Here is a 26,484-nt window from a genome sequence, read left to right as displayed (position 1 = left end):
ACGTAGTTGATACGCCTACTTGTTCCGCATTGTTAAAATTATAACACAGATTACTCGCAGCCTAAAGGCTGCAACTGCGTTTCATCCCCGGCTTAAAAGACCGGGGTTCTCACGCAACGCGCTATAGGGACACGGCACTGCCGTGTCCCTACTGTATTTCATCCGATTTAAAACTGCTATAAAGCTGGTGACAAGACTCGAACTTGCGACAGGCTGATTACAAATCAGCTACTCTACCAACTGAGTTACACCAGCAGTGAAAATTAATATAGCAAACTTACAGTCATTAGCGCAACCCCCCCAGCCAACTTTTTTTTCAAATTCGCCCAAAACCTCTTCCCGTAAGGGTAAAACCGAAATTATCGTCTTTTGAGCGCACCCAGACTCCAGAAACCGGGTTTCTTCCTAGATTTCTCGTCACTCAACCCAAATTTTCCCAGAAACCCGGTTTCTCGCCCCCGTAGGTAAATGTTGTTGAACTTCTCGCTGCGACAGGGCGGACTCCCAGCCACAGCAGATCGTCTAAACTAATGACTAATGACTAAGGACGGCAGGAGGGCGGGCACGGGGGCACCGCTGACTGATGACTAATGACTATTGGTTAATTTACCGAAGCCAACAGCCCACTGCCAACAAACAACTGCCAACTGCCAACAAACAACTGACTAATGACTAATCGCAGCGCCAAATCTTAATTGTCTGATCCGCACTGCCGCTGGCGAGCAAATTGCCCGAAGGTGCGATCGCCACCGAGTATACAGTACCCGAATGTCCCTTAAGAGTGCTCAACAGCTCCCCCGTATGCAAATTCCAAAGATTAATCGTATTGTCATCGCAGCCGCTAGCCAAAGTCAAACCGTCCCGACTGATAGCAACCGAATCGCCCCGACTCACATAATTCTGCAAAATATGCAGCGCCTCATTCATGCCTAAATTTGCTACACCCTTTTGGCGCGCAGAATTAGAATTTAAAATCCGCAACAAACTGCCCGTGTGCAAATTCCGCAGCTTAATTGTATAATCATTGCTGACGCTAGCAAGAATCTGACCGTCCGGGGCGATCGCCACAGAATTCACCCCAACATTCAACCCCGAAAGAGTCCGCAGCAACTTACCGCTTTCCACATCCCAAACCTTGCTCGTCGCATCCGAACTGCCGCTCGCCAATATCTTACCATCCGGGCTAAAAACCACCGCATTCACATTGTTAGAATGACCCCTCAAAGTCCGCAGCAGTTTACCACTCCGCAAATTCCAAAGCTTAATCGTATTATCCGCCCCGCCGCAGCTAGCAATTATCTGCCCCTTCGGGTTAATTGCCACCGAATTCACCTCCATAGAATGTCCCGGAAAAGTACACAGCAAATCGCCGCTGTACAAATTCCAAAACTTAATAGTTTCGTCCGAACTGCCGCTGACCAACATTTTGCCGTCATGGCTAATAGCAACGGAATTTACGCGATCGGAATGTCCCGTCAGAGTGCCAATTAATTCCCCAGCTTCTAAATTCCAAATCTTAATAGTTTTATCCCAACTGCCGCTTGCCAGAATTTTTCCGTCAGGACTAATCGCCAGAGAATTCACAAACGATGAATGTCCCGGCAGCGTATATACGCACCGCCATTTCAGATTTTTAAATTTGTGAGCTAATTCCTTCGCCCGCTTAGCTGTCGCCTCAGCTTCCTCTCTGCGTTTGAGTTCAGCCTCCTCCAAACGCTTCCGTTCCGCCCTAGCTTTCGCCTCTCGCAGCGCCAGCCGCCGCATCTCTCCCTTATATACTATTCGCTGCTGCTCCTGAATTTCTTTAAGAGTGTCAATATACGGTTGAGCCCAATCTTTAGAAAACCATTCCTGAGCAAATTCCGTCTCTAATTTAAATAGCTGAGGTTCGTGAGTAAAATCAATATTTAAATAATACAAATCCGCTAAAAAAGCCGCCAACAACTTATGAATTGTCACAATTATTTGCCGAATAATCCGCAGGCTCACCTTTTCATCTTTCCCCTCGGCTTCCAACTGGTGATAAACCTCTTCCCAATTCCAAGGCTGCATCGCCACTAAAGAAACGCTCTGATTGATAATTCCCCAAAAACCTACATGAAAATTTACTTCATAATCGCTGATATCGCTGTACAATATAGCTGTCGGCACCGGAGACAAAACAGTCTGCAACCGCTCCACATCAATATCAGAAATTGCCTTTTTGAAATAGTCTCCGTAAAACTGAACCGGACAAGATTCTCCGTGCTGGGGGTAGTGCTGGTTCAAAAAAGCTCTCAACTTAGCCGGCAGCTCGATATTCAGGTTGTGACGAAACGAATCCGGGCAGTCTTGGCTAATTTTTGCGGGAGCAACTAACAGCAACAATCGATGCTGTTGCTGCTGCAAAATCTGTTCGGTTTCCTGCCTGCTCAAATTAGAAAACCAGTGATCTTGGTCCCAAATAGCTTGAATTTCGTTCAGTTTAACTCGAATTGCTTCCGATTGAAACTCCCGCATTAACTCGCGGCAAAGCCTGCTAATTGCCCGCTTGTCTCTCAATTCTGCTGCCTTAATTCGATTGGCGCGTTCTTCCTTTACCCATTCTTCTTCTGCGTCGGCGAGCGCGATTAATTCTTGTTCTCTGGTCTGCTGTCGCTGCAAATACTTCACTTGTGCTTTAATCCAGCGGGGGTCTTTTTTGATTTGCTGGTTCAAAGCCGAAGAGCCAGACGGCTCAATTTCTGCATAGCGTTCGTTGACAGCGCTTGCTCCCAATCTTTCTCCCAATTCACTGGCTACAGGCTTCAACAGTTCAATTATGGTGTCTGAGACGGGGCGGGGTAATGACATATCAGTTAAAACTTCTTTTTAACTCAAGGGCTAGCACTGAGTCTGACGTATAGCTGGGGCGTGGATTTTTGGCATTGCCCCTAGATTTGGGCGAGGAGCCAGCGTATCCGTAAGGCGTATCGTGCAGGCTTAGCACCTTGACTCAATCATAGTATTTATAGGGTTTATATTTTACTGCGAATCTGACTCGAAAGTACCGAGGGTAAAGACTTGAGGATACTCGATCGACCTCGCGCTCCCCCCATTCATTTTTTTTGTTGCTATTTTTACTTGCGCTTGTCTATAATCGTACTTCACCACCACAATTACGGTATTCCGACCTAAGAACCGTACATTCCCTAGAGGAACGAATATAATGAGTCCGTGGCAACGCTTAACTCAACACCTTCACTGGCCGCAACAGCCAGCAGCAGACAAAAATCGATCGCTGACTTCGCTCAAAAGATTTGTATCCCTATTTTTAGTAGGAATAACTTTAAGTCTCGCAGTTGCATCCTGCGGGCAGGGCACCGCCAACAATTCAGGCGGTGCTAACCCAGCAGCCAACAAAGGCAAAGTAGAATTAACCCTCGTTTCCTTCGCCGTCACCAAAGCCGCCCACGAAGTGATAATTCCCAAATTCGTAGAAAAGTGGCAAAAAGAAAAAGGTCAAACCGTCACCTTCTACCAAAGCTACGGCGGTTCCGGTTCCCAAACTCGCGCCGTAGTTGACGGTTTAGAAGCAGACATCGTACACCTAGCCCTCGCCCTCGACACCGCCAAAATCGAGAAAGCCGGACTCATCGAGCCCGGGTGGGAAAAAGAAGCCCCCAACGAAGGCATTGTCAGCAAATCCGTAGCAGCAATCGTCACCCGCGAAGGCAATCCCAAAGGCATAAAAACCTGGGAAGATTTAAGCAAAGACGGAGTAAAAGTGATTACTGCCGATCCCAAAACATCAGGCGTTGCCCGCTGGAATTTCCTCGCACTTTGGGGTTCGGTTCTCAAAACCGGAGGAGACGAAACCAAAGCATTAGATTTTACCAGCAAAGTCTACAAAAACGTCCCCATCCTGACCAAAGATGCCCGCGAAGCCACCGACGTATTTTTCAAACAAGGCCAAGGCGACGCCTTAATTAACTACGAAAACGAGATTGTTCTAGCAGGTCAGAAAGGCGAAAAACCGACTTATACTATTCCAGATGTGAATGTGTCGATCGACAATCCGATCGCCATTGTCGATAAAAACGTTGATAAACACGGCAATCGCGAAGTTGCCGAAGCATTTGTCAAGTTTCTGTACACCCCAGAAGCTCAACGAGAATTTGCCAAAACAGGTTTTCGCCCAGTAGATGCGACAGTAGCCGCAGAACCAGAATTCGCCCAAAAATATCCCCCCATCAAAACCCTATTTACAGCTCGAGATTTAGGAGGTTGGGGACAAATTCAGAAGCAATTCTTCGATGACGGAGCCACTTTTGACAAAATCCAGGGTTCAATTAGACAGTAGTAGCCGGGGCGGGTTTACGAGATGATTGGTTTTAGTCAATTATTTTTGGTTTACTCGTTCCCAGGCTCTGCCTGGGAACGCATATCCGGAGGCTCTGCCTCCCTGTAAAGCTTTCCGATCTTCCTCACTTGCTGTTTCGTCAAAAAGCAAGGCAGAGCCTTGAGAGCGGCATTCCCAGGCAGAGCCTGGAAGCAAGTAAATAAGCGTTCATCTGCGGTTAAAAATCACCCTATGACAGTATCATCCCCAGCAACCAACCCTCAATCTCCGATTGAAAAAATCAAAAGGGCGATCGGCAAAATCACACTACCTTGGGGAATCACCCTAGGCTACCTCAGCCTGATGCTATTGCTCCCAGTCGCAGCAATGCTGCTGAAAGCCAGCACGGCAAACCCCGCCGAATTTTGGAAAATTGCCACCAGCCCGATCGCCCTTTCCGCCTACGATGTCACCTTCGTTACCGCATTAATTGCAGCATTAATTAACGGAGTCTTCGGCACATTAATTGCCTGGGTTTTAGTCCGCTACGACTTTCCCTTAAAACGGATTGTCGATGCAATCGTCGATTTGCCCTTTGCACTACCCACATCCGTTGCAGGTTTAACACTCGCCACAGTTTACAGCGATAACGGCTGGATTGGTTCGCTCTTTGCACCTTTAGGAATCAAGATATCCTTTACTCGCTTGGGTGTAGGTATCGCGATGATATTTATTTCCTTGCCATTTATAGTTAGAACCGTACAGCCAGTCTTAAAAGAGATGGAAAAAGACATCGAAGAAGCAGCTTGGTGCTTAGGTGCTTCTCAATTTCAAACATTCTGGCGAGTAGTTTTTCCGCCCTTGTTTCCGTCTATCTTAACCGGAGTAGCCCTGGGATTTTCGCGAGCGGTTGGCGAGTACGGATCTACTGTGGTTGTCGCCTCTAACATACCGTTCAACGATTTAATCGCGCCAGTCTTAATTTTCCAAAGATTGGAACAGTACGACTATGCAGGAGCAACAGTTATCGGCACGGTCATGTTAGCGATTTCCCTGACAATGCTGTTTGCAATCAATCTTTTACAAGCATGGAGAAGGCGCTATGAAGGCTAAGATAAATTCACCCAACGGTCTCAACTTTCCGCCCGGCAGGTCGACGCAAAATCAGGAGAAAACCTGGGTCAAAGCAACTTTAATCGGAATGGCGGTCGGCTATCTTGCTCTCGTCTTATTCATCCCGACAATCAACGTTTTTTACCAAGCTTTCAAAAAGGGATTAGAGCCATTTCTGAGCAACTTAACCTCGCCCGACTTTCTGCACGCCGCCCAACTTACCTTGGTAATTTCTTTAATTGTTGTGCCGATCAATACGGTATTCGGTTTGTGTGCTGCCTGGGTAATCGGCCGCAACAAATTTCCGGGCCGCACCCTATTAATCAGCATTTTAGACGTGCCGTTTGCCATATCTCCCGTAATTGCAGGCTTAATGATTGTACTGCTTTACGGTCGGGTGGGATGGTTCGGGCCGTGGCTGGATGCAGCCAATATCAGGGTAATTTTTGCCTTCCCTGGAATGGTGCTAGCTACTGCTTTTGTTACCTTGCCTTTTGTGGCGCGCGAAGTAATTCCTGTTTTGGAAGAAGTGGGAACAGACCAAGAAGAAGCTGCGAAAACTTTAGGAGCAAATGACTGGCAAGTTTTCTGGAATGTCACGCTTCCAAATATTCGCTGGGGCTTGCTTTACGGAGTAATTTTAACAAATGCTAGAGCTATGGGAGAATTTGGAGCAGTCTCTGTCGTGTCGGGAAATATTGCTAAAAAAACCCAAACTTTGCCTTTATTTGTCGAGGATGCTTACAAGCAGTACGCGACGCAATCGGCTTTTTCTGCTGCGGTAGTTCTGGGTCTTTTAGCCGTTGTTAGTCTTGTGCTTAAGGAGATTTTGGAACGAAAAACTAGCATTAAGGAAGTTGAGGAATAGTTATTAGTTATTAGTCATTAGTCATTAGTCATTAGTCATTAGTCATTAGTCAGCAGTCAGCAGTCATTAGTCATTAGTCAGTAGTTAACAGTTAACAGTTAACACTCAACAGTTAACCGTTAACAGTTAACAGTTAACAGCCAACAGCCAACAGCCAACAGTCAACATTCAACATTCAACAGTCTGTTGACTGTTGTCAGTTTCAATAACCAGTAACCAATAAGCTGTCGCGCAAATAAACATTGTATATTCAGGGCGGGCGGAACACCTCACTGATAGTTCGATCGTTTTTTAACAGACAATTTAAATGCCCGACAGCTTACCCAATAACTCATAACTATCGATCGCCCTCAGTAATTTTTTTGATTGACATTTTTCATAAAACATGGTAATGAGTTTATTGAATAATTAAAATCTTTGTGCAGGGATCGTAAAAATCTTTGTAAAAGCCGGAACAACATCCCCCTTTCAGACTTCTAAGTAATCAAATTAAGTGATTTATTGTCGCGAATCACAAAAATGCGTTTTTGTCAACAGGGAACTTAGGTTGAAGCAGGGGCGGGCGATCGACTCTATCGACACCAGAAAAAGATAGATCGCTGCTGTGCGGGGTTTGTGCTATGAATTTGATGTGTGCGTGTACTAGGAGTATTTAATTTTATGAAATTTCATCAAGAACGGAAACACCAGTTACTTTTCGTAGATACAAAAGTCGAAGATTACCAGAATTTAACAGAAAGTACAAACTCCGATACAGAAGTTATTGTTCTCAAGGGCGATCGGGACGGCATCGAGCAAATCGCCGAAACACTTAAACAACACAAAAACATTACAGCCGTCCACATTTTGTCTCACGGCGCAGCAGCCAGCTTGCAACTGGGAACCACAGAACTCAATCTCAGCAATATTGAAAGCTACCGCAATTATTTAGAAACATGGTTTGCTTTGCCATCCGCCGAAGCAAACTCGAACTCTTCAACTGCAGCTAAACCAGAAATTCTGCTTTACGGTTGCAGCGTCGCCGCCACAGAAGCCGGTGCGGCCTTCGTCCAAAGGCTGAGCCAGCTAACAAAAGCAAATATTGCGGCTTCGGATAATTTGACCGGTAGTGCAGCCCTCGGTGGAGACTGGGAACTCGAAGTGACTACGGGGAAGATCGAAACTCCTGTGGCATTTTCTGCTGAGGCGAGAGAAGCTTATAGCGGGGTACTAGCGACCTTTACTGCTACCGACTTTACAACCCTCAACAACGCCATCCTGTTTGCTAATGTCCTGCCCGATGTTGATATCATCAACATCACTGCCCCGATCGCCTTTGGAGCGGGACAAGTTCTGCCTGTAGTTACTAACCCTGTAAACTTTGTGGGCAGCACTGCGACTGGGATTACGATCGACGGTGGTGGTAATAGCCGAATATTTTTCCTTGACACCACTGCCACAGTCACCTTATCTAACCTCACACTTCAAAATGGAGTAGCAACTGGCCAAGCAGGCACCGGCGGTGGTGGCGGCGGCGCTGGCTTAGGTGGCGCACTTTTTGTCAACCAGGGCACTGTCACAATTGACAGCGTTACCTTTGCTAGCAATACAGCAACAGGTGGTGCAGGTGCAGCCGGAAACGGTGGCGCTGGTGGCAACAGCGACTTAAGCACTGGTAGCGTAGGCGGTACCCCTGGTGCGGCCGGGGGTGGTGGTCTTGGTGGTGCTCCTAATGGCGTTGGTGGCACTGGTGGCACCGCCGGTAATGGTAGCTCAGGCTTCCCTGGTGGCGCTGGTGGCATTGGTGGCATTGGCGGTACTGGCGGTGCTCCTAATGGCGCTGGAGGCGATGGTAGTGTTGGTGGTACTGGCGGTACCGGAATCTTCGGTGGTGGCGGTGGTGCTGGCGGCACTGGTGGTGCTGGCGGCCCTGGTGTTGGTACTGGCAACGGTGGTAACGGGGCGATCGGTGGTGCTGGTGGTGCTGGTGGCTTTGGTGGCGGCGGCGGCCCCGGTGGCCTTGGTGGTGCTGCTGGTACTGGTACTGTTGCTGGTACCCCTGGTACTGTTGGTGCTGGTGGTGCTGGTGGCTTTGGTGGCGGCGGCGGTGCTGGAAGCACTGGTGGTTTGGGTGGCGGTGGCGGTGCTGGTGCCGGCGGTACTACTGGCGGTGGCGGCGGATCGGGTCTAGGTGGTGCTATTTTCCTCAATACAGGCAGCATCTTAACTGTGAGCAACAGCACCTTTAGCGCGAATACAGCGACAGGTGGTGCCGCTGGAGGCAACGGTACTGCCGGTCAGGGTTCAGGTGGCGCGATTTTTGTCAACACAGGTGCTACAGCTAACCTAGCTAATACGACAATTACCCTCAACACTGCCAACACCAATAGCGGCGGTGTTTCCTACGCTGGGACTGTCAACGCCAACAACACAATCATCTCTGGCAATATTAGCGTTGCTAATCCTGACATTACAGGCAACGTCGTATCAACAGGTGCCAACAACTTAATTGGCGGTGCGGCTTTACTTGGCCCCCTGCAAAATAATGGCGGTGTTGTTTTAACCCACGCCTTACTTCTTGGCAGCCCCGCGATCGATACCGGCAACGCAGCCACCGCCCTCAACGCAATAACTGGTGCGGCTCTTACTGCAGACCAGCGCGGTACTCAGTTCGGTCAAGCCTACGCCCGCATCGTCAACGGCACTGTTGACATCGGCGCTTACGAGTACGGCCCCACTGTCAGCGGTCAGAAATTTAACGACTCCAACGGCAATGGCGTTAAAGACGGGACTGATGCCACGCTCACAACTCCAGCGGAAAGCTTTGTTGTTTATGTAGATGAGAACAACAACAACTTGCTCGACGCTACTGAAAAACAGGCTACTGTGGCGATCGGCGGTACCTACACCCTAGCCGACACTAAGACTAACAGCCCGATTAAGGAAGTGGCAGTCACAGGTTGGCAGCAAACTCTGCCCGCTACAGGCGCTACTCCCTACAGCACAGGTATTGCTGACTCTACCAACCAAGATTTCGGCAACTTCCAGGTGATGACCATCAGCGGTTTGAAGTTCGACGATCAAAACGGCAACGGCACTCAAGATCCAGGAGATTTGGCAGCAACTACTCCCGTTACGATTAATTTACTCAACGCTGCCACTGGGGCAACCATAGCTACTACCACCACTGATGGGACTGGTAATTACACTTTCCCAAACTTGCCGCCTCTGCCTGCGGGTGCTGCCTACCGCGTCCGAGAAGTTGTGCCGGCAGGCTTCACAAAAACCTCAACCGATCCTGCCGACATCCCTCCCCAAAGCGGCGCAGCGATAACTAATGCTACTGTTCCGGGCCTTAACTTCGGTAACTTCCAAAACATCACCGTCAGCGGCACCAAATTCACCGACCTCACGGGCGACGGCTTCTCTGCCGACGATACCCCCCTCGACGGCACTACCATTCGCTTGTTCGCAGATACTAACAATAACAGCACTTTAGATACCGGGGACGCGGAAGTCGCCAGTCAAGTTACCGGAACAGCGCCTGCGGCTCCGGGCACTTATAGCTTTACCAACGTCGGCAGCGGTCGGTACTTTGTGAGAGAAGATGTGCCGACAGGTTTCTCGCAAACCGCCGGGCCGGTGAGTTATACAATTAACCCGGTCAGCAATACCCCGATCGTCGATCGAAATTTCGGGAACTTCCAGGTTGGCAGTATTAGCGGGATCAAATATAACGACATCAACAATAACGGCGTGCAAGATGCCGCCGAACCACCGCTACCAGGCTGGACAATGTACCTGGATACCAACAACGACGGCGTGAAAGACCCAGCCGAAACCGTTGCCGTCACGGATCTCGAAGGTAAGTACCAGTTCACCAACCTGCTAGCAGGCACCTACAACGTCCGGGAAGTACAGCAACCAGGCTGGATACAAACCCAGCCGCCAGCCGCACCAGCGCCTGCCATTTCCACCGCGTTGTCAGTCCTCGTCACCAGCGGCCTGGACTCGCAAAACAACAATTTCGGCAACTACTTTGAAACGAGCAGCATCAGCGGTCAAAAATTCAATGACCTCAACCAAAACGGGCTTAAGGATGTCGGGGAACCGGGACTAGCTAACTGGCAAATCTTTGTCGATAACAACCCACAAAATGGAGTGTTCGATCAGGGCGAACCGACTACCATCACCGATGCGGCTGGCAACTACACTCTCACTAACATACCCGCAGGCACTTTCCAGGTAAGAGAAGTTCAGCAAACCGGGTGGACGCAGACGACTCCGCCCCCCGCCGACGTTACAGTTCAGCTAGGAGATGCGGTCGCGGGCGTTGACTTCGGCAACTTCCTGCCCGAACCGGGCGCGATTCGAGGTCTGAAGTTCCGAGATAACAACAACAATGGCACTCAGGAAGCCGGAGAACCGGGTTTACCCAATTTCCAAATTCAGTTGACCAAGGTGGTAGCTCCTACCCCTGGGGTTCCTGCTCCCGATCCTGTTACTACTACTACAGACAGCAGCGGGAGCTACCTGTTCGCCAACTTAGCACCGGGAACCTACAGCGTCCGGGAAGTCAACCAAACTGGTTTCACCCAAAGCACCCCGAACCCCGACGACATCGCGCTGACTTCGGGTGCTATTGTCAGCGGCATCAACTTCGGGAACTTCCCGACGCCGACGCCGACGCCGACGCCGACGCCGACGCCTGCACCTGCACCTTCCCCTTTACCTTTACCTTCTCCTTCTCCTTTACCCGCACCAGTACCGACGCCGACACCTGCACCAGTACCGACGCCGACACCTGCACCTGCACCGACGCCGACACCTGCACCCGTACCTGCAGATTTGGTTTGCCCTCCAGACTTCCCCAGAATTGTCACTCCCAACGATGCCGACATTTCTTTAGGGGGTAATGTCATTAACGGCCCTAACGGCGACGATACGATCGTCGGTACTGCCAACAGTGACTCGATCTTCGGATTGGGCGGCAACGATTTGATTTTTGGCCAGCAGGGCGGCGACTATATCAATGGCAATACGGGCAACGATACTGTCTACGGTGGCATCGATAACGACACTCTCTTTGGCGGTAAAGGCTTTGACCTGATTTTTGGCGATCGCTCGAATGATACGATTTACGGCAATCGCGGCAACGACTCGCTCAGCGGCGACGAAGGCGATGACCTATTGTACGGTGGCAAAGGTGACGACGTAATGTTGGGAGGCGCCGGCGACGACGTACTGTTTGGCGATCTGGGCAATGACACTCTCTGCGGCGGCGACGGTAACAATACCTTGCTCGGCGGGGGCGGCGACGATTTGCTCTTTGGCGGCACTGGCGATGAGTTGCTCTTTGGCGGCCTCGGCAGCGATACCGTTGTCGGCGGATCTGGCACTAATGGTTTTATCTTGGCAGCCGAGGCTGGAATTGATACTATTTTCAACTTCACCGCAGGAGTTGATTCACTTGTGTTGGCGGGAGGCTTGGACTTCAACCAACTCTCAATTACTGAAAATAATGGCTCAAGTGCGATCGGGCTTGCTAACAGCGACCAGATTTTGGCTGTAGTGGCGGGTGTGCTGCCGACACAGCTATCGGCGAGCAATTTTAGCTTGCTGGTTTAGTCTGCAGATCAAACTCGGCAGTTGCAACGGCTCCTACAATTGCCTCTCGTCCCAACAGAGAGGGACTAACCGAAAGCAGAGCCTCGAAGCATGGGTTTCGAGGCTTTGCCGCCAAAAAAAGGAAACGAAATTCCGTTCCCATTCTGCGGTCAAATTTGTTCGAGATACTCCAGCAAGTCAGCCATTTCTTGCGGACTAGGCTGAAACTGCGGCATTGGTGGAGTTCGCCCGCTGGTGACTTGGCGGATCAGCTCAAATTGGGATTTGCGATCGGAAACTCGCTGCAAGTTGGGCCCGACTTGACTGTCTGCAACGGATATGTGACAGCCGGCACAGTTCATTTGAAAGATGGCTGAACCCTGAACCTGGTTTCCCGTCAGGGACAGTACGCTTTTGACGTAGGGATCGGCGACTTGAAACTGACGAATTGTCATGGTTGTCAATATGATGGCAAGCAACACCGCGATCGCAAATATGGCAAGTCGTTCGATCGGGTTCTTAATTTCATTTTTCGCAAGTTGGTGATTCAAAGCAGTTCAATTTTAAAAATAGTATCTACAAGAAAATTTATTTCTCATAACATAGCTTAATCCTTCCCAGCGGGGAGATCAAGGCTTAACTAGGCTTGAAGGTAGCTTTTGCGAAAATTCATCTGTATAAGTGCTGGTAATATTAAAAATAGGTTGTTAAATCTTAACGTTAAGGAGCTCTCATGGTAGAACCGCTACTTTCAGGTATTGTTCTGGGTCTAATCTTTGTTACTCTGGCCGGGCTGTTTTTTGCTGCATACCAGCAGTACAAGCGCGGCGATCAGTTGGGTATCAACAAGTAAAAGGGGCCGAAAGTCCCTCGGTGAGGGGAGGGGGAGAGGGGGGATTGGGAGGTTGGAAAAATCTTCCTGCTTCCTCCTTCCTTCCTTCCTTCCTTCCTTCTTTGTTCCTGATGACGTTGGACGGAAAGCTCAGGGGGGACAGCACTAATAACGTTCGCTCAGGGGGGACACCACTAATGACTACCCTTCGGCTTCGCTCTTCGGGCAAGATGACTAATGACTGATGACTAATGACTAATGACTGATGACTAATGACTGCTAAGAGGGCGGGCACGGGGGCACCGCCCCTACCGACTAATGACTAATGACTGATGACTAATGACTGATGACGTTGTACGGAAAGCTCGGAGGCGACAGCACTAATGACTGATGACTAATGACTGATGACTGATGACTAATGACTAATGACTGATGACTAATGACTAATGACTTCTTCCTTCATTAAAGATATCGATCGAGAATAGCAGCAGTTTCCCGGCCAGTCTTTTCCCAGCTAAATTGTTTTGCTCTGGCCAAACCGAGAGCCCGCAAGTGCGATCGAGCTTTGGCATCCGTTGCAAGCTCTTGCATAGCAGAGGCTATTTCCTGGACGCTGTAGGGATTGACTAACAGTGCGCCGTCCCCCGCGACTTCTGGCATCGAAGACAGGTTAGAGGTGATGACAGGGGTGCCGCAGGCCATTGCTTCGAGCACGGGGAGACCGAATCCTTCCCAAAGACTGGGAAAAACTAGGGCGATCGCCCGATTGATGACTTTGGGCAAATCAGCCGCCGGGAGATAATCTAGAAATTTTACTCGATCGAACAATCCCAATTCTTGAACCTGCGCCTTCAGCAGCGGCGTATAGCGCCCATCTTCGGAACCTGTTATCCACAATTCGTACTCGGAATTATTGGGTAAAGCCGCAAAGGCTGCTATTACTCGCTGCAGGTTTTTATGGGGATTGTGGCGGCCCGTATAAAGAAAATAATTGCTTGTTGGTAAGTCTAGAAACTTAAAAAGACTGGCATCATAGCCTGGAAAAATTCGCGATATTAAAGAACTGGGAATCTTACAAAAATTAGTGATATCGTTGGCTGTCGATTCAGAATCGCAGATAATATGTTCTGCCTGCCGCAAAACCTGCGGAATGTAGTAGCGGTGATAAGGTGTCAGCGGATCGAAGCGGCGGGGAAATCGCAGCGCTATTAGGTCGTGTACTGTAATTATATAGCGACAGCCTGCAAATAAAGGAGCTTCGGGAATTGGAGAAAATAATAAGTTAGATTTTAGCTGTTTGTAAATTTTTGGTAGTTGGGTTTGTGTCCACAGCAATCGATTGATGTGTCCTCTGCTTCCTTGTTCTGGTGTTAAATTGCCTGGGATTTCGTAGCAGTTGTTATTGGGGATTTTTGCGGCGGTAAGTAAGGTGGGATTGAGAGAATTTAGGTGGGGAAATAGGTTTTTGGCGTAGATGGCTAAGCCTGTTGGTTGGGAAATTAGGAAGGAAAGGTTGATTAGCAGGTTGGATTGGGGATTGGACATGGGATAATTTTTAGATTGCGGTTTTGTGGTGGGATTTTTTTTTATTTAACCGCAGAGGGCGCAGAGGGCGCAGAGAGGGAGGTTTTAGAGATATTGTTGTAAGATGTTGGCGGTTGCTTTTCCGGTTTTATGCCAGCTAAATTGATTTGCTCGTGCTAAGCTAGCTTTTTTTAAGTTCGATCGCACTTTTGAATCTGTGGCTACTGTTTGCATGGCGCGGGCAATTTCTGGGATGCTGTAAGGATTGACTAATAATGCCGCATCTCCGGCTACTTCTGGCATTGATGACAGGTTGGAAGTGATGACTGGTGTACCGCAGGCCATTGCTTCCAAAACCGGCAAGCCGAATCCTTCCCAAAGTGTGGGAAATACGAGGGCGATCGCCTGATTCATTAGTACGGGCAATTGAGAATAGGCAACGTAACCGAGAAACTTTACTGAAGATTGTAAGCCTAATTCTTCAACTTGGGCGATCGACTGCGCTGTGTAGGCGTTGGGAGGCCCCGCCAGCCACAATTCATAGTTTGTGCGATCGGCTAAACTCGCAAATGCAGCAATTAATCTTTCTAAGTTTTTGTAAGGATCGTGTCTGCCGGTATAAAGAAAATAATTTTTAGCTGGCAAGTCGAGATATCTAAAATTAATATTATCGCAAGCTAGGGGAATTGCGGTCATTTTTTGACGCGGAATTTGGTAAAAGTTAGCAACATCTGTCGCCGTTGCTTCAGAATCACAAATAATGTGTTCCGCTTGCCGCAAAACCTGCGGTATGTAGTAGCGAAAATAAGCCGTCAAGCGAGAAAATCGCTGGGGAAACCGCAAAGGAATTAAATCATGTACCGTAACAATGTAGCGGCATTTTGAATACAAAGGTGCTTCGGGAATTGGCGAAAATATTAAGCTTGACTGCAATTTATTGTAAATTTTTGGCAGTTCAAGTTGAGTCCACAGCAGCCTGTTAATTTGTCCTTTCGGGCCTCCCTCCGGGCTCAAAGTTTCGGGGATTTGATAGCAACTATAATTGTCTATTTTCTGGGAAGCTAGTAATGTTGGTTTTAGCTGTTGCAGTTGCGGGAAAAGATTGGCGGCATAGGTTCCGATTCCCGTTGGTTCTGGAGTCAAAAAGGATAAATTGATTAACAGTGAATTAGGCATAATTCGATCGAACACAATACATCTATATCGTAGGGGCTGGTTCTACCAACAATCTATGTCTCAAACAAATCATCTCCTAAACTAGCCCCGCCAAACTAACTATCAAAATGTGCATTTTTCGGGTTAATCTCTCTGGGCTCTTCCTCTGTGTTCTCTGCGCCCTCTGTGGTTAAATCATTCCGATCCAACCGGAAACGATATCAAAAAACAATTCCCCGTCTTGTGGGGTGTCCCGCCCGCCCTGAACATACAATTTAAATGTCCGACAGCTTAAACTGTTTGCAATCATTCAATATTGTTTGTAAAACCCGCCACCAGGCAATTTATCGAGATCGATCGATATCCAGCATTTGAGCAATATCAGCAGGATTTGGCAGCCGAATTGTAGCATATTCTTGGTGAACAATCTCAAAAAAACTCTTGACTTTTAGCTCGAAACCTGCAAGTCTAAACTTCTGACTGCGCTGCTGTGCGCCAGCTTGAAGTTCCGCCAACAAATCGGGATTAACAATTAGTTTGTGTGAATGCTGGCAAAGTTCCTCAACGGTATTGAACAAAAAGCCCGATCGCCCGTGTTCGACAATTTCCGGTTGGCCGCCAGCCCCAAAGACTATCGGAACACAACTGTTTTGCATCGCTTCCACAGTCGCCATCCCGAAATGTTCAAATCTTTGAGGATTCACTTCACCCAAACCGCAGCCGTGCCAAAAAATGCTCGCTTTAGCATAAAGCAATTTTACCTCATCTAAAGAAGCATTGACTTTTAGCTCGATCGCCCGCGAATCTTGGTTCAATAAATTCCGAACCGTCTTTAAATAAGGATTTTTTGGAATGCTGCTACCAGCTAAAATCAGTCGCCATCCTTGAAGCCGATCGGGATAATCTACTAGCAAACTGCGGAAAGCTTGAATTAGTTCAATTTGCTTTTTTGTTCCCCCAAATTCCCACTGTCCCACCGCCAAAATTATCTTTTCTTTCGGCACTTTCACTGTTGCCATTTCCACGGGCGGATAAAGCAAAAAAGTTGGCTGCAAGTTCCATCGTTTCTCCAGCCACTTGACAGTAAATTGACTGTTTGCAATAATAAAAGTGTAGTCGTCCACCGCAAAGTGACTGTTGCGAAAAGTATTGGGAAAGTGGCAGAAAAATACTGATATCGGCGACAGCGGTTTAACTTTTTCCAGTTGATTCGCATTGATGAAAATATCGTAATTTTTGCTTTCTCTGGCAATTTCATCGAAGGGGTTTTGCATATCCTCCGCAATGATACTCGAATCGATGCACTGCATTCCGCGTTTGTCGTAAAACGCCAAGGGAATAATTTTAAGTTTGCATCCAGCAAGGTTGAGCCCGTACCACGATTCTAAGTCGGAAACAGCAACCGGCTTGTTGGCGATGAAGGTAATATCAAATTCATTTTGCAGCAGCGAGGCGATGGTAGCGACGTATTTTTGACCGCCGCCGATAAAATGCAGTCCGTGATCGTAAATGGCGATCGACATTTTGCGATCGCCCCGAACCACCTGCAATCGAGGTAAAATGCGATCGACCTTAATCCGACTGTAAATCACCGCCAACTTTTCCGACAACAGCGGAATCACAGTTGCGATGATTTCCGGTTTCCCGTTATCTAGCAGTTTTTTAATCGCCACAAACAAACTCTCGAACAACAAATCATACTGTTTGTTCGTAAAAAAATCTGAAGTGTGAATCGCTTTAACTAATTGCAAAGGTTCGTGTTTTGCCAAATACAAAAATCGATTGCGGTTGCAGAAATACTCGGTGAGTTTGCTACCTTTACTCGAACCGCGATACTCGTGATGGGCGATAGCTGCAGGATTGTAAAGCATTTTCCAACCGAGTTTGTGACAGCGTTTGGAAAACTCAACATCTTCAAAATACATCACAAAATCTTCATCTATCCGCCCGACATCTTCGAGACATTCCCTGCTAAAAAGCACCGCCGCCCAGCAAAGCCCCTCGACTTCCTTTTCTGTATCGTACTGTCCCGTATCTTTCTCGCCAAACCCGACATCTTGCCAATAAAAATTAGGTAATTGCTGAATGCCTGCGCTGTTAATTCGCCCGTCTTTAAACAGCAATTTGCCGCTAGCTGCACCTACTTTTTCGTTTGTTTGCAATACCTTAACTAATATTTCCAGCCATTTGCTCTCAAGGGTAGCATCGTTATTTAAAAAACCGATATATTCCCCTTTCGCTTCGCTGATACCGAGGTTGAGAGCTTTAGCGAAGTTGTTCGCGGAATTAACAAAAATGCGAACTTTCGGAAACTGTTCGCGCAGGCAATTAACCGAATCGTCTTGAGAGCAATTATCAATTACAATTAAATCGAGTTGCTGTTCGGGATACGCAAGTTTTTGTAGAGATTTTAAGCAATCTTTCGTGTGGCGAAGACCGTTATAGTTGACTATAATTAACGAGCATATTGGCAGTGTGGTCATTTTTGATGCTTTATTTTTGTCGGTCGAGCAATTGAGCGGTAATCTTCTCTAAAATAGCAGTATGTTGCTGCTGCACTGCTTTAATTTGCTCTACTTCTGAATGAAAATCTGCGATCGCCTTTTGTTGAGCCTCAAGCTGTGCTTTAACTTCGGGACATCCGCTGCTGAGCTCCGATTGAATTTTTATCTCTAGATTTTGTTGATTTTCTTGCAATTTTTGCAACTGTCTGCTCAATGTTTGCACCACGCGGGTATTAGCAAAGTTGTAAATTACTTGACGTTCTAGTACCGGTCTGAGCAATTTTCGGACGATTTTCCTAACGGCTATGACTGCAGAACCCAGTTGCCTTTGGTAAGAAGTAATGGGGACGTTGTAAATGTCGAAACCTGTCTTCAAAAGGGCGATATCCTCGTCATCTTCATCTCGGGCGATCGCACTATTTTCTATTCCCGACAGCCGCGAATTGGCAATGCCAATTTGCGGCTCCAAAGTTTGTCGCAATTTATCTATAATTTGTTGAGTTGGTATTTCTTCGTGCTTCAAACTTTCCTCTCCTTTAGATAACTTAGTATGACTTATTACGGCACAGGTCTTTTGGCTGTTTTAATAATAATTCATACTTATTGTGGAACAGGCATCTTGGCTGTTCGAGGGCGGGCAGGATGCCCACCCCACAAACTAATTGTGGAACACGCATCTTGCCTGCTGGAATTCTAACCAATTGTGGAACAGGCATCTTGCCTGTTGGAATTCTAACCAATTGTGGAACAGGCATCTTGCCTGCTGTTCAAGGGCGGGCTAGAAGCCCAACCCCTACTCCCCACAAGAAAATTCATCTCTTGTTAAATCATGATTATTGCTTCCGATATTAGCATCATCTCAACTTAAGCTAACTCAATTTGACTGTCATCACCGATCATAAACCGCAAAGCTTTTGGACGAGCCGGTGCATTGGTGAGTTGAGCTCGCTGCCCGATCACGCTGTCAACAATTCGCTGGTGAATGGCAACTATTTTCGCTCCTTGCAATATGACACTGTGTTCGATATCAGCATCAATCATCGTCACGCGATCGCCAATACTGCTGTAAGGCCCGACAAAGCAATTTTCAATGCGACAATTTTCCCCAATTACCACCGGCCCGCGAACTGTAGAATTAATGATTTCCGTTCCTTTCCCTACTTGCACGCGCCCGATAATTTGACTTTTGCCCTCAACTTTTATTTCAGTTGAAGCTACGATACAGCTATCTAAAATGATTTGGTTTGCACTCAGCAAATCATCTTTTTTACCCGTATCCAGCCACCAACCCTCTAAATTGCAAGCTTCTACCTGTTTTTGCTGATTGATGAGCTGTTGAATGGCATCGGTAATTTCCAGTTCGCCGCGGGGCGAAGGTTGAATTTGAGCGATCGCCTCGTGGATAGTAGGAGCAAAAAAGTAAATTCCCACCAGTGCTAAATTCGACGGCGGAACTTTGGGTTTTTCTACTAACTCTAAAACTCGCCCGTTTTCATCAACTTTTGCAACACCGAAAGCAGAAGGATTTGGAACTGGACGCAGCAAAATCAGAGCGTCTAGTTTTTGCTTGTTAAAAATCTCTAAAAACGGATCTAACTGATTTTGAATTAAGTTATCTCCCAAATACATAATAAACGGAGAATCGCCTAAAAACGATCGGGCAACTTTCACCGCGTGAGCCAGTCCCGCCGGTTCTGATTGCAAGATATAAGTAATTTTTGCACCGAAGCGAGATCCATCTCCAGTTTTCGCCTTCACCTCTTCCCCAGTTTCGGGACTAATAACAATCCCAATATCCGTAATCCCAGCCGCCACAATTCCTTCAATTCCGTACCACAGTATCGGCTTGTTTGCCACAGGAACCAACTGCTTAGCACCCGTATAGGTGAGGGGACGCAAGCGTGTTCCTTTGCCGCCAGAGAGGATGAGTGCTTTCATTGGGTGAACTTTGAGTTATCCTTTAGGGTTTGCGGTGCCGGCTCGATTTGCCTGCACTTGTTCGCTCTTGTTAATTTTAAAGCACCGCTACCCCGCTGGCAATAGCCTCCCTGTATGCTGATACAAATGATTTATGCCGATCGAACTTTTATACTCCTGAACCTACAGAGTGTCTGAAACCGGGTTTCTGGACGCATTCAGCCCCTAAAAGCTGAAGTTTTTTGTCAACAAACCCGGTTGCTTTTTTGGTTTCTAAACGCTGCGAGTGCCTTAGTCAAGATTGAATTACGCACCCTTTCAATAGCGGCCGTATCGAGCAACAAATTGACTACCAGCACTGTTTTGATTTGTCAGCCAAGCCCACATCTGATCGCCCAGACAAAAATGCCACCACTCATTAGGATGCTGCTGAAAACCAGCAGCTACCATCACATCTTTTAATATTTGCCTGTGCAGGTGATATTTCTGTTTGTGCGGCTCCTTGCTATTCGCAAAAAAATCGGGATAAGAACGTTCTGATATTTCATCAATCGGAGAACCCATATCAATTAGTCGATTGTTTTCATCCACTAAAGTGATATCTAAAGCTGCGCCTGTACTGTGGGGGGGAGGCGCAGCTCGATCCAGGCTCGGTGCTGCCCAAAATTGATATACCTGTTCTAAAATCACTTGGTGTTTGTCTTCAGGAACCGGAAATTCGCAGCCTCGATCTGCGGCAATTTGAGCGAAAGTATAATCTACCATAAATTTCTGAACTTCCACCGGTCTGTAAGCATCAAATATCAGAATTTTCCAATATTGATGATTTTGTTGCAGTTGTGTTTTAGCAGCCATCAAACTCTCTACAACTCCTTGCCGCAAATAGTAAGGCGAATCGGCTTTGCTATTGTGATATGGAGCACCTAAGTTTTGATAGGGGTGCGGCGTTTCAAAGGCAAAATGTTCTGTAGGAATGGGAATTAAAGGCTCGCCGCATTCATCGATTGCTATTTGCTGGTATGGTTTCATCTCAAAATTTCATCCTAGTTGATTGTTGCTAAATTGGTGGTAGTGAGAACTTTATAACTCACTTTTTTAAAGACTGAAGTGCTCACTAAAAATACTCGATAGGCTAAAATATCCTCTTGTTCTAAGTTTTCAAATTATTGATTGTAATTTTTCGATTTTTTGAACCAACATTTAGCAATTAAATAATCAAGTATAGCGGTCATTGATAATACTATCTGCGCTAAAAAAGAGGCAATGGGTAATAGTTAATTGTCGAATTGGCAAGTTGAGTTCGGGTTAGCTGCTAGCTATGACTTCTGACCAAGAATTTCTAGATGGTACCCGCCACGTAATTGATTCGCCTGGTCAATCGGGAGCATCTCAAATCTCAAATCGAATGACCGATTACCGATTACCGATTACGAGAGTGTACCTCACCTAACTGAGAAAGGCTATAGCAATCCTCGCATCATTTTCAATAACTGGTTAAGAGGCTAAGAGCCTAGGAATCGATGTCACTTTTGAAGAGCCTCCTGCGACAATGGAGGCAGAGCCTCGCCTATCTGCGTTACCAGGCAGAGCCTGGTAACGAGTAGAAGCCGTCCTATAAGGACGGGGCTTTAAACCCAATTTTTTGGTAATTGGGATGAGGATATATGCCAATTTCCCTCTCTTCCCTCCGAAATATAAAGATTTACAGAGATTTTTAGGCTTTGCGGGTGTCTTTACCCACTACCTATGTAGAAAACGCATTTTAATTATGCGAAATATTCATAAAACTCAATATTTTGTAAAAATAGCTACGAATATTTACTGCGATGGGCTTTACGTTAGTTCATAACAAAGCTGCATCGAAACGCAGCGATCGAACTAATCGAACGATCGGTAGCAACCATAACAACCATAAATAGGTTGGCGGCATTCGAGGCAGCGTCCAGAAAAACTCAAATATACAGAAGACCAACCGTGCTTAAAAGAAATTCTATCGAGTAACTACATATACAGTTTTAAATCCATACAGTCACTAAGGTTAGCAGGCAACACACTTTATGCTCCAAGTCAATACTTTTCCCGAACAAGCCAGCCGCGAGGGTAAACCAATGACCCAAACAGTAGAACCAAAAACCACCCAGAACAAATTTGAAAAACTCAAATCCGAAAAAGATGGCTTATCCGTCAAAGCCGAACTCGAACACTTCGCCCAAATCGGCTGGGAAGCAATGGACGCAACCGATCGCGAACACCGCCTCAAATGGTTCGGCATCTTCTTTCGGCCAGTAACTCCTGGGAAATTCATGATGCGGATGCGGTTGCCCAACGGCATCATTACCAGCAATCAAACCAGAACCCTAGCAGAAATTGTACAGCGCTACGGCGACGACGGCAGCGCCGACATCACCACCAGACAAAACCTGCAACTGCGCGGAATTCGGATCGAAGACGTGCCCGACATCTTCAGCCGCCTCAAAGCAGCGGGGATGACAAGCGTTCAGTCCGGCATGGACAACGTTCGCAACATCACCGGTTCCCCAATCGCAGGCTTGGATGCCGACGAACTGATAGATACGCGGGAACTGGCGAACCAAGTCCAAGACATGATTACCAACAGCGGCGAAGGCAACCCCGCGTTTTCCAATTTGCCGAGAAAGTTTAATATTGCGATCGCAGGCTGCCGCGACAACTCAGTCCACGCCGAAATCAACGACATCGCCTTCGTACCCGCTTACTTGGAAGGCAACATCGGCTTTAATGTTTTAGTCGGCGGATTCTTCTCCGCCAAACGCTGCGATGCTGCAATTCCCCTCAACGCTTGGGCAAGTCCCAGCGACGTTGTAGATTTGTGCAAAGCAATTTTAACTGTATTTCGCGATCGAGGGCCGAGAGCAAACCGCCAAAAATCGCGCTTGATGTGGCTGATTGACGAACTCGGCATCGAACAATTCCGCGCCGCCGTCGAACAAGAATTAGGCCGCACATTGCTTCGGGCCGCGTCCAAAGATGAAATCATCTGGGACAAACGCGACCACATCGGCATCTACGACCAAAAACAAGCAGGACTCAAGTATGTAGGGCTGCACGTTCCCGTCGGACGGCTAAGCGCATCGGATTTGTTCGATTTGGCCAGAATCGCCGAAGTCTACGGCAGCGGCGAGCTCCGGCTGACTGTCGAAGAAAACGTGATTGTCCCCAACGTTCCCGAATCGCGGATTGAGTCGCTGCTGAAAGAACCGCTGTTGCAGCGTTTTTCGATCGACCCGGCACCCCTGACGCGAGCCTTACTTTCCTGCACCGGTGCGAAGTTTTGCAACTTCGCCCTAATTGAAACCAAAGCGCGCGCCGTCGCCATGATTGGGGAACTCGAAACCGAACTCTCCGTTCCCAAACCGGTCAGAATTCACTGGACTGGTTGCCCCAATTCCTGCGGCCAACCCCAAGTAGCAGACATCGGTTTGATGGGGACAAAGGTTCGCAAGAACGGCAAAACCCTTGAAGGTGTAGACATTTACATGGGAGGGACAGTTGGCAAAGACGCTCATTTGGGTACTTGCGTCCAAAAAGGCATCCCTTGTGAAGACCTTAAACCGGTGCTGCATCAACTTTTAGTCGATAACTTCGGTGCCGTTCCCCATCAAGGAGATGTAGCTTCCCTCAACAGGCAACTGCAACTGACGGTTGACAGGGACGAAACGACACTCGCGGCGACCAAACCTCAGACATCTACTGTTATTTTCGCCCGATCGGGCAAAGAAGTTGCTTGCACCGAAGATGAATTTATCCTTGACGTTGCCGAACGGGCAGGAGTCGAACTCGACAGCAGTTGTCGTTCGGGAACCTGCGGCACTTGCAAGCAGAAACTTCTAGAAGGCAAAACAGTTTACGACAGTCAACCAGACGCGGCTGCCGATTTAGAACCAGGGTTCATTTTAGCTTGCAGCGCGCGGGCGATCGGCAAAGTGTCGATCGACGCCTGATGTCACAATGTGAGACGGATCGGGACAAACAAAATCATGTCATTTCACAGTCAACAGTCAACAGTTAACAGTCAACAGTTAACAGTCAACAGTCAACAGTCAACAATCACCTGACGGTGCAACCGGAATTGATATCACATCTCACATTCCAACGATCTCAAAGTACACCAACAATTCAACACAGACAAATGAGCAACCTTTCCCGCAGAAAATTCATCATCACCGCCGGAGCCACAGCAGCCGGCACCCTCCTAGCCCACGGTTGCGCTTCCCGCACTTCTAGCGAAGGTTCCAGCGCAGCCGGCGGAACCTCGCCCACCGCCGCCCCAGCAGTCAACATCAACCCCGCCGACGCCCCCGAAGTCACCGCAGCCAAACTCGGATTCATCGCCCTCACCGACGCAGCACCTTTAATCATCGCCCTAGAAAAAGGCTACTTTGCCAAATACGGCATGAAAGACGTGCAAATAGCCAAACAAGCATCTTGGCCAGTTACTCGCGACAACTTAGAACTCGGTTCCGACAAAGGCGGCATTGACGGCGCGCACCTCCTAACCCCGATGGCTCACCAGATGACATTAGGCACAATTACCAAAGGCAATCAGCCAGTGCCGATGAACATTCTGGCGCGGTTAAATACTAACGGTCAAGGTATTTCCCTCGGCCAAAAATACCTTGACTTAAAAATAGGTACAGACAGCAAACCTTTTAAAGCAGCCCTCGCCAATCAGAAAGTTCCGATTGCTATGACATTTCCCGGAGGCACCCACGATTTGTGGATACGGTATTGGCTAGCAGCCGGCGGCATCAATCCAGATACAGATGTTTCCGTGATTCCCGTACCGCCGCCCCAGATGGTAGCTAACATGAAATCCGGCAGCATGGAAGCCTTTTGTGTAGGCGAACCTTGGAACGCTCAGCTAATTGCTCAAAAAGTAGGATACAGCGCCTTAATCACTGGAGAACTTTGGAAAGACCACCCAGAAAAAGCTTTAACTCTAAGAGCAGATTGGGTAGCCAAAAATCCCAAAGCTGCTAAAGCACTGACAATGGCTGTTCTCGAATCCCAGCAGTGGTGCGACAAGCCAGAAAACAAACAAGAGATGTGTGAAATCATCGGTAAAGATAGATGGTTAAAAGTTCCAGTAGCCGATATTGTCGCGCGCTCTAAAGGTGAAATTGACTACGGTACGGGTCGCGTTGAAGCTGCTAGTCCAGTGGCGATGAAATTCTGGGCTGACAATGCTTCCTATCCCTACAAGAGCCACGATGCTTGGTTCATCACTGAAAATATTCGCTGGGGTTATATGCCGGCTAATACCGACATCAAAGGAACCGTCGATAAAGTTAACCGCGAGGATATTTGGAAAGCCGCCGCCACAGCAATTGGTGTTCCTGCAGCCCAAATTCCTGCTACGACTTCTCGCGGTGTCGAAACATTCTTTGACGGCATCAAGTTTGATTCAGAAAAACCAGAAGAATATCTGAATAGTCTGGCAATCAAAAAAGCATAATTAGTTAACAGTTGACAGTTGACAGTTGACAGTTGACAGTTGACAGTTAACAGTTAACTGTTGACATGGTGATCCTTCAAAGTATCTACAAAAAATCGATTATTCACAATACTGCAAAAAGAAAAATGGCAACAAACCTCGCTGTTTCTAAAAGCAAAAATCCGGTCAATTTTGTTCTGGATTTGGTGCAAAAAAATCGCCGAAAAATTATTCGACCTTTAGTTGCGATCGCAGTTTTGCTCACAATCTGGCAAATCCTTTGCAGCAGTCCCGATTCTTCTTTGCCCGGCCCGATTAAAGTTGTCCAAGAAACCTGGAATTTAATTATCGATCCCTTCTTTGACAACGGCGGTATCGACAAAGGTTTATTTTGGCAAATTTTAGCTAGTTTGGAGCGGGTGGCGATCGGCTTTACTTTATCAGCAATTCTCGGCATAAGTTTGGGGATACTGATCGGCACAAATCCTTTAATGTACGATGCTTTAGACCCGCTGTTTCAAGTATTTAGAACTATCCCGCCTCTAGCTTGGCTGCCGATCGCCCTAGCAGTATTTCAACAGTTCAATCCCTTTGAAGGTATCGGGCTAAAAACCAACGAAGTAGCAGCACTTTTTGTAATCTTGGCTACAGCAATTTGGCCGATTATCATCAATACCACAGTAGGCGTTCAACAAATACCCCAAGACTACAGAAACGTCGCCCGCGTCTTGCGCCTCCCCAACCGAAAATACTTCTGGAAAATCCTGATTCCCTCTTCAGTTCCTTACATCTTCACAGGCTTGAGAATTGGCATCGGTTTGTCTTGGCTGGCGATCGTAGCGGCGGAAATGTTAGTCGGCGGTGTTGGCATCGGTTTCTTCATCTGGGACGCTTACAACAGTTCTAGGCTAAGCTCCGTGATTCTAGCAGTGCTTTATGTAGGAATTGTCGGCTTGCTATTAGACAGAATAGTTGGTTTTATCGGTTCTAAAGTGGTTCCCGAAGAAAGCAAATAGGATTTGGGAATGGGGAATGGGGAATGGGTGATTGGTTATTGGTTATTTGTTAGGAGTTATTGGTTATTTGTTAGGAGTTGGGAGTTAGGAGTTAGGAGTTAGGAGTTAGTAGTTAGTAGCTTCTCTAATGACAAATAACCAATAACCAATAACCAATAACCAATAACCAATAACCAATAACCAATAACCAATAACC

Annotated in this window: 16 protein-coding genes, 1 tRNA gene and 1 pseudogene; 9 read left to right on the top strand and 9 right to left on the bottom strand. The window is 47.5% G+C overall.

The genetic code is table 11. The features are described 5' to 3' along the window. Positions 1-182 precede the first annotated feature (182 nt). Both WBA89_RS21100 and WBA89_RS21095 read right to left on the bottom strand, forming a co-directional pair. Positions 183-255, bottom strand: a tRNA-Thr gene (locus WBA89_RS21100). A gap of 417 nt (positions 256-672) precedes the next feature. Further along, on the bottom strand, positions 673-2,832 hold the full coding sequence (locus WBA89_RS21095; protein ID WP_424409206.1) for a serine/threonine protein kinase: 2,160 nt from the start codon (positions 2,830-2,832) through the stop codon (positions 673-675). Positions 2,833-3,187: 355 nt separating this feature from the next. Here WBA89_RS21095 and WBA89_RS21090 point away from each other — a divergent pair, with 355 nt between their 5' ends. The 4 genes from WBA89_RS21090 (at position 3,188) to WBA89_RS21075 (ending at position 11,888) form a co-directional block, all read left to right on the top strand. After that, the gene (locus WBA89_RS21090; protein WP_424409204.1) at positions 3,188-4,321 is read left to right on the top strand and encodes a sulfate ABC transporter substrate-binding protein; all 1,134 of its coding nucleotides are present in this window, start codon (positions 3,188-3,190) and stop codon (positions 4,319-4,321) included. 231 nt (positions 4,322-4,552) lie between these two features. Beyond that, on the top strand, positions 4,553-5,413 hold the full coding sequence (gene cysT, locus WBA89_RS21085) for a sulfate ABC transporter permease subunit CysT (RefSeq protein WP_424409202.1): 861 nt from the start codon (positions 4,553-4,555) through the stop codon (positions 5,411-5,413). Then, complete coding sequence (gene cysW, locus WBA89_RS21080; protein WP_424409200.1) at positions 5,403-6,281, top strand: sulfate ABC transporter permease subunit CysW; 879 nt, start codon at positions 5,403-5,405, stop codon at positions 6,279-6,281. The genes cysT and cysW overlap by 11 nt, the downstream gene beginning before the upstream one ends. A gap of 660 nt (positions 6,282-6,941) precedes the next feature. After that, entirely contained in the window at positions 6,942-11,888 is a 4,947-nt protein-coding gene (locus WBA89_RS21075; protein WP_424409198.1) for a DUF4347 domain-containing protein, read from the top strand. A gap of 149 nt (positions 11,889-12,037) precedes the next feature. On the opposite strand, the gene WBA89_RS21070 is transcribed toward WBA89_RS21075, so the two are convergent. Then, on the bottom strand, positions 12,038-12,418 hold the full coding sequence (locus WBA89_RS21070; RefSeq protein WP_424409196.1) for a c-type cytochrome: 381 nt from the start codon (positions 12,416-12,418) through the stop codon (positions 12,038-12,040). Between the two features lie 182 nt (positions 12,419-12,600). On the opposite strand from WBA89_RS21070, the gene petG reads away from it, so the two are divergent. Continuing rightward, the gene (gene petG, locus WBA89_RS21065; RefSeq protein ID WP_006632329.1) at positions 12,601-12,720 is read left to right on the top strand and encodes a cytochrome b6-f complex subunit V; all 120 of its coding nucleotides are present in this window, start codon (positions 12,601-12,603) and stop codon (positions 12,718-12,720) included. A gap of 441 nt (positions 12,721-13,161) precedes the next feature. On the opposite strand, the gene WBA89_RS21060 is transcribed toward petG, so the two are convergent. From WBA89_RS21060 to WBA89_RS21035, 6 genes are all read right to left on the bottom strand, one after another. After that, complete coding sequence (locus WBA89_RS21060) at positions 13,162-14,244, bottom strand: glycosyltransferase family 4 protein (protein WP_424409195.1); 1,083 nt, start codon at positions 14,242-14,244, stop codon at positions 13,162-13,164. Positions 14,245-14,328: 84 nt separating this feature from the next. After that, complete coding sequence (locus WBA89_RS21055; protein WP_424409194.1) at positions 14,329-15,399, bottom strand: glycosyltransferase family 4 protein; 1,071 nt, start codon at positions 15,397-15,399, stop codon at positions 14,329-14,331. A gap of 323 nt (positions 15,400-15,722) precedes the next feature. After that, on the bottom strand, positions 15,723-17,861 hold the full coding sequence (locus WBA89_RS21050) for a glycosyltransferase (protein WP_424409193.1): 2,139 nt from the start codon (positions 17,859-17,861) through the stop codon (positions 15,723-15,725). 10 nt (positions 17,862-17,871) lie between these two features. Further along, complete coding sequence (locus WBA89_RS21045; protein WP_424409192.1) at positions 17,872-18,405, bottom strand: hypothetical protein; 534 nt, start codon at positions 18,403-18,405, stop codon at positions 17,872-17,874. A gap of 341 nt (positions 18,406-18,746) precedes the next feature. Beyond that, on the bottom strand, positions 18,747-19,820 hold the full coding sequence (locus tag WBA89_RS21040; protein WP_424409191.1) for a glucose-1-phosphate thymidylyltransferase: 1,074 nt from the start codon (positions 19,818-19,820) through the stop codon (positions 18,747-18,749). A 297-nt stretch (positions 19,821-20,117) separates the two neighbouring features. Further along, entirely contained in the window at positions 20,118-20,828 is a 711-nt protein-coding gene (locus WBA89_RS21035; RefSeq protein ID WP_424409189.1) for a M15 family metallopeptidase, read from the bottom strand. Between the two features lie 1,079 nt (positions 20,829-21,907). Between WBA89_RS21035 and WBA89_RS21030 the strand changes: the two are divergent. From WBA89_RS21030 to ntrB, 4 genes and pseudogenes are all read left to right on the top strand, one after another. Further along, positions 21,908-23,437, top strand: a pseudogene (locus WBA89_RS21030) (ferredoxin--nitrite reductase); the annotation flags it as partial. A 30-nt stretch (positions 23,438-23,467) separates the two neighbouring features. Next, entirely contained in the window at positions 23,468-23,779 is a 312-nt protein-coding gene (locus WBA89_RS21025; protein WP_424409208.1) for a 2Fe-2S iron-sulfur cluster-binding protein, read from the top strand. A gap of 188 nt (positions 23,780-23,967) precedes the next feature. Beyond that, positions 23,968-25,293: a CmpA/NrtA family ABC transporter substrate-binding protein gene (locus WBA89_RS21020; protein ID WP_424409188.1), complete on the top strand. Its 1,326-nt coding sequence runs from the start codon at positions 23,968-23,970 to the stop codon at positions 25,291-25,293. Positions 25,294-25,418: 125 nt separating this feature from the next. Next, the gene (ntrB, locus tag WBA89_RS21015; RefSeq protein WP_424409186.1) at positions 25,419-26,288 is read left to right on the top strand and encodes a nitrate ABC transporter permease; all 870 of its coding nucleotides are present in this window, start codon (positions 25,419-25,421) and stop codon (positions 26,286-26,288) included. Positions 26,289-26,484 lie beyond the last annotated feature (196 nt).

This window comes from Microcoleus sp. (assembly GCF_049646505.1).
In the GTDB taxonomy this organism is placed as follows: Bacteria; Cyanobacteriota; Cyanobacteriia; order Cyanobacteriales; family Microcoleaceae; genus Microcoleus.
The sequence above is the reverse complement of the archived record's forward strand: the minus strand, read 5'-3'. Positions and strand labels throughout refer to the sequence as shown.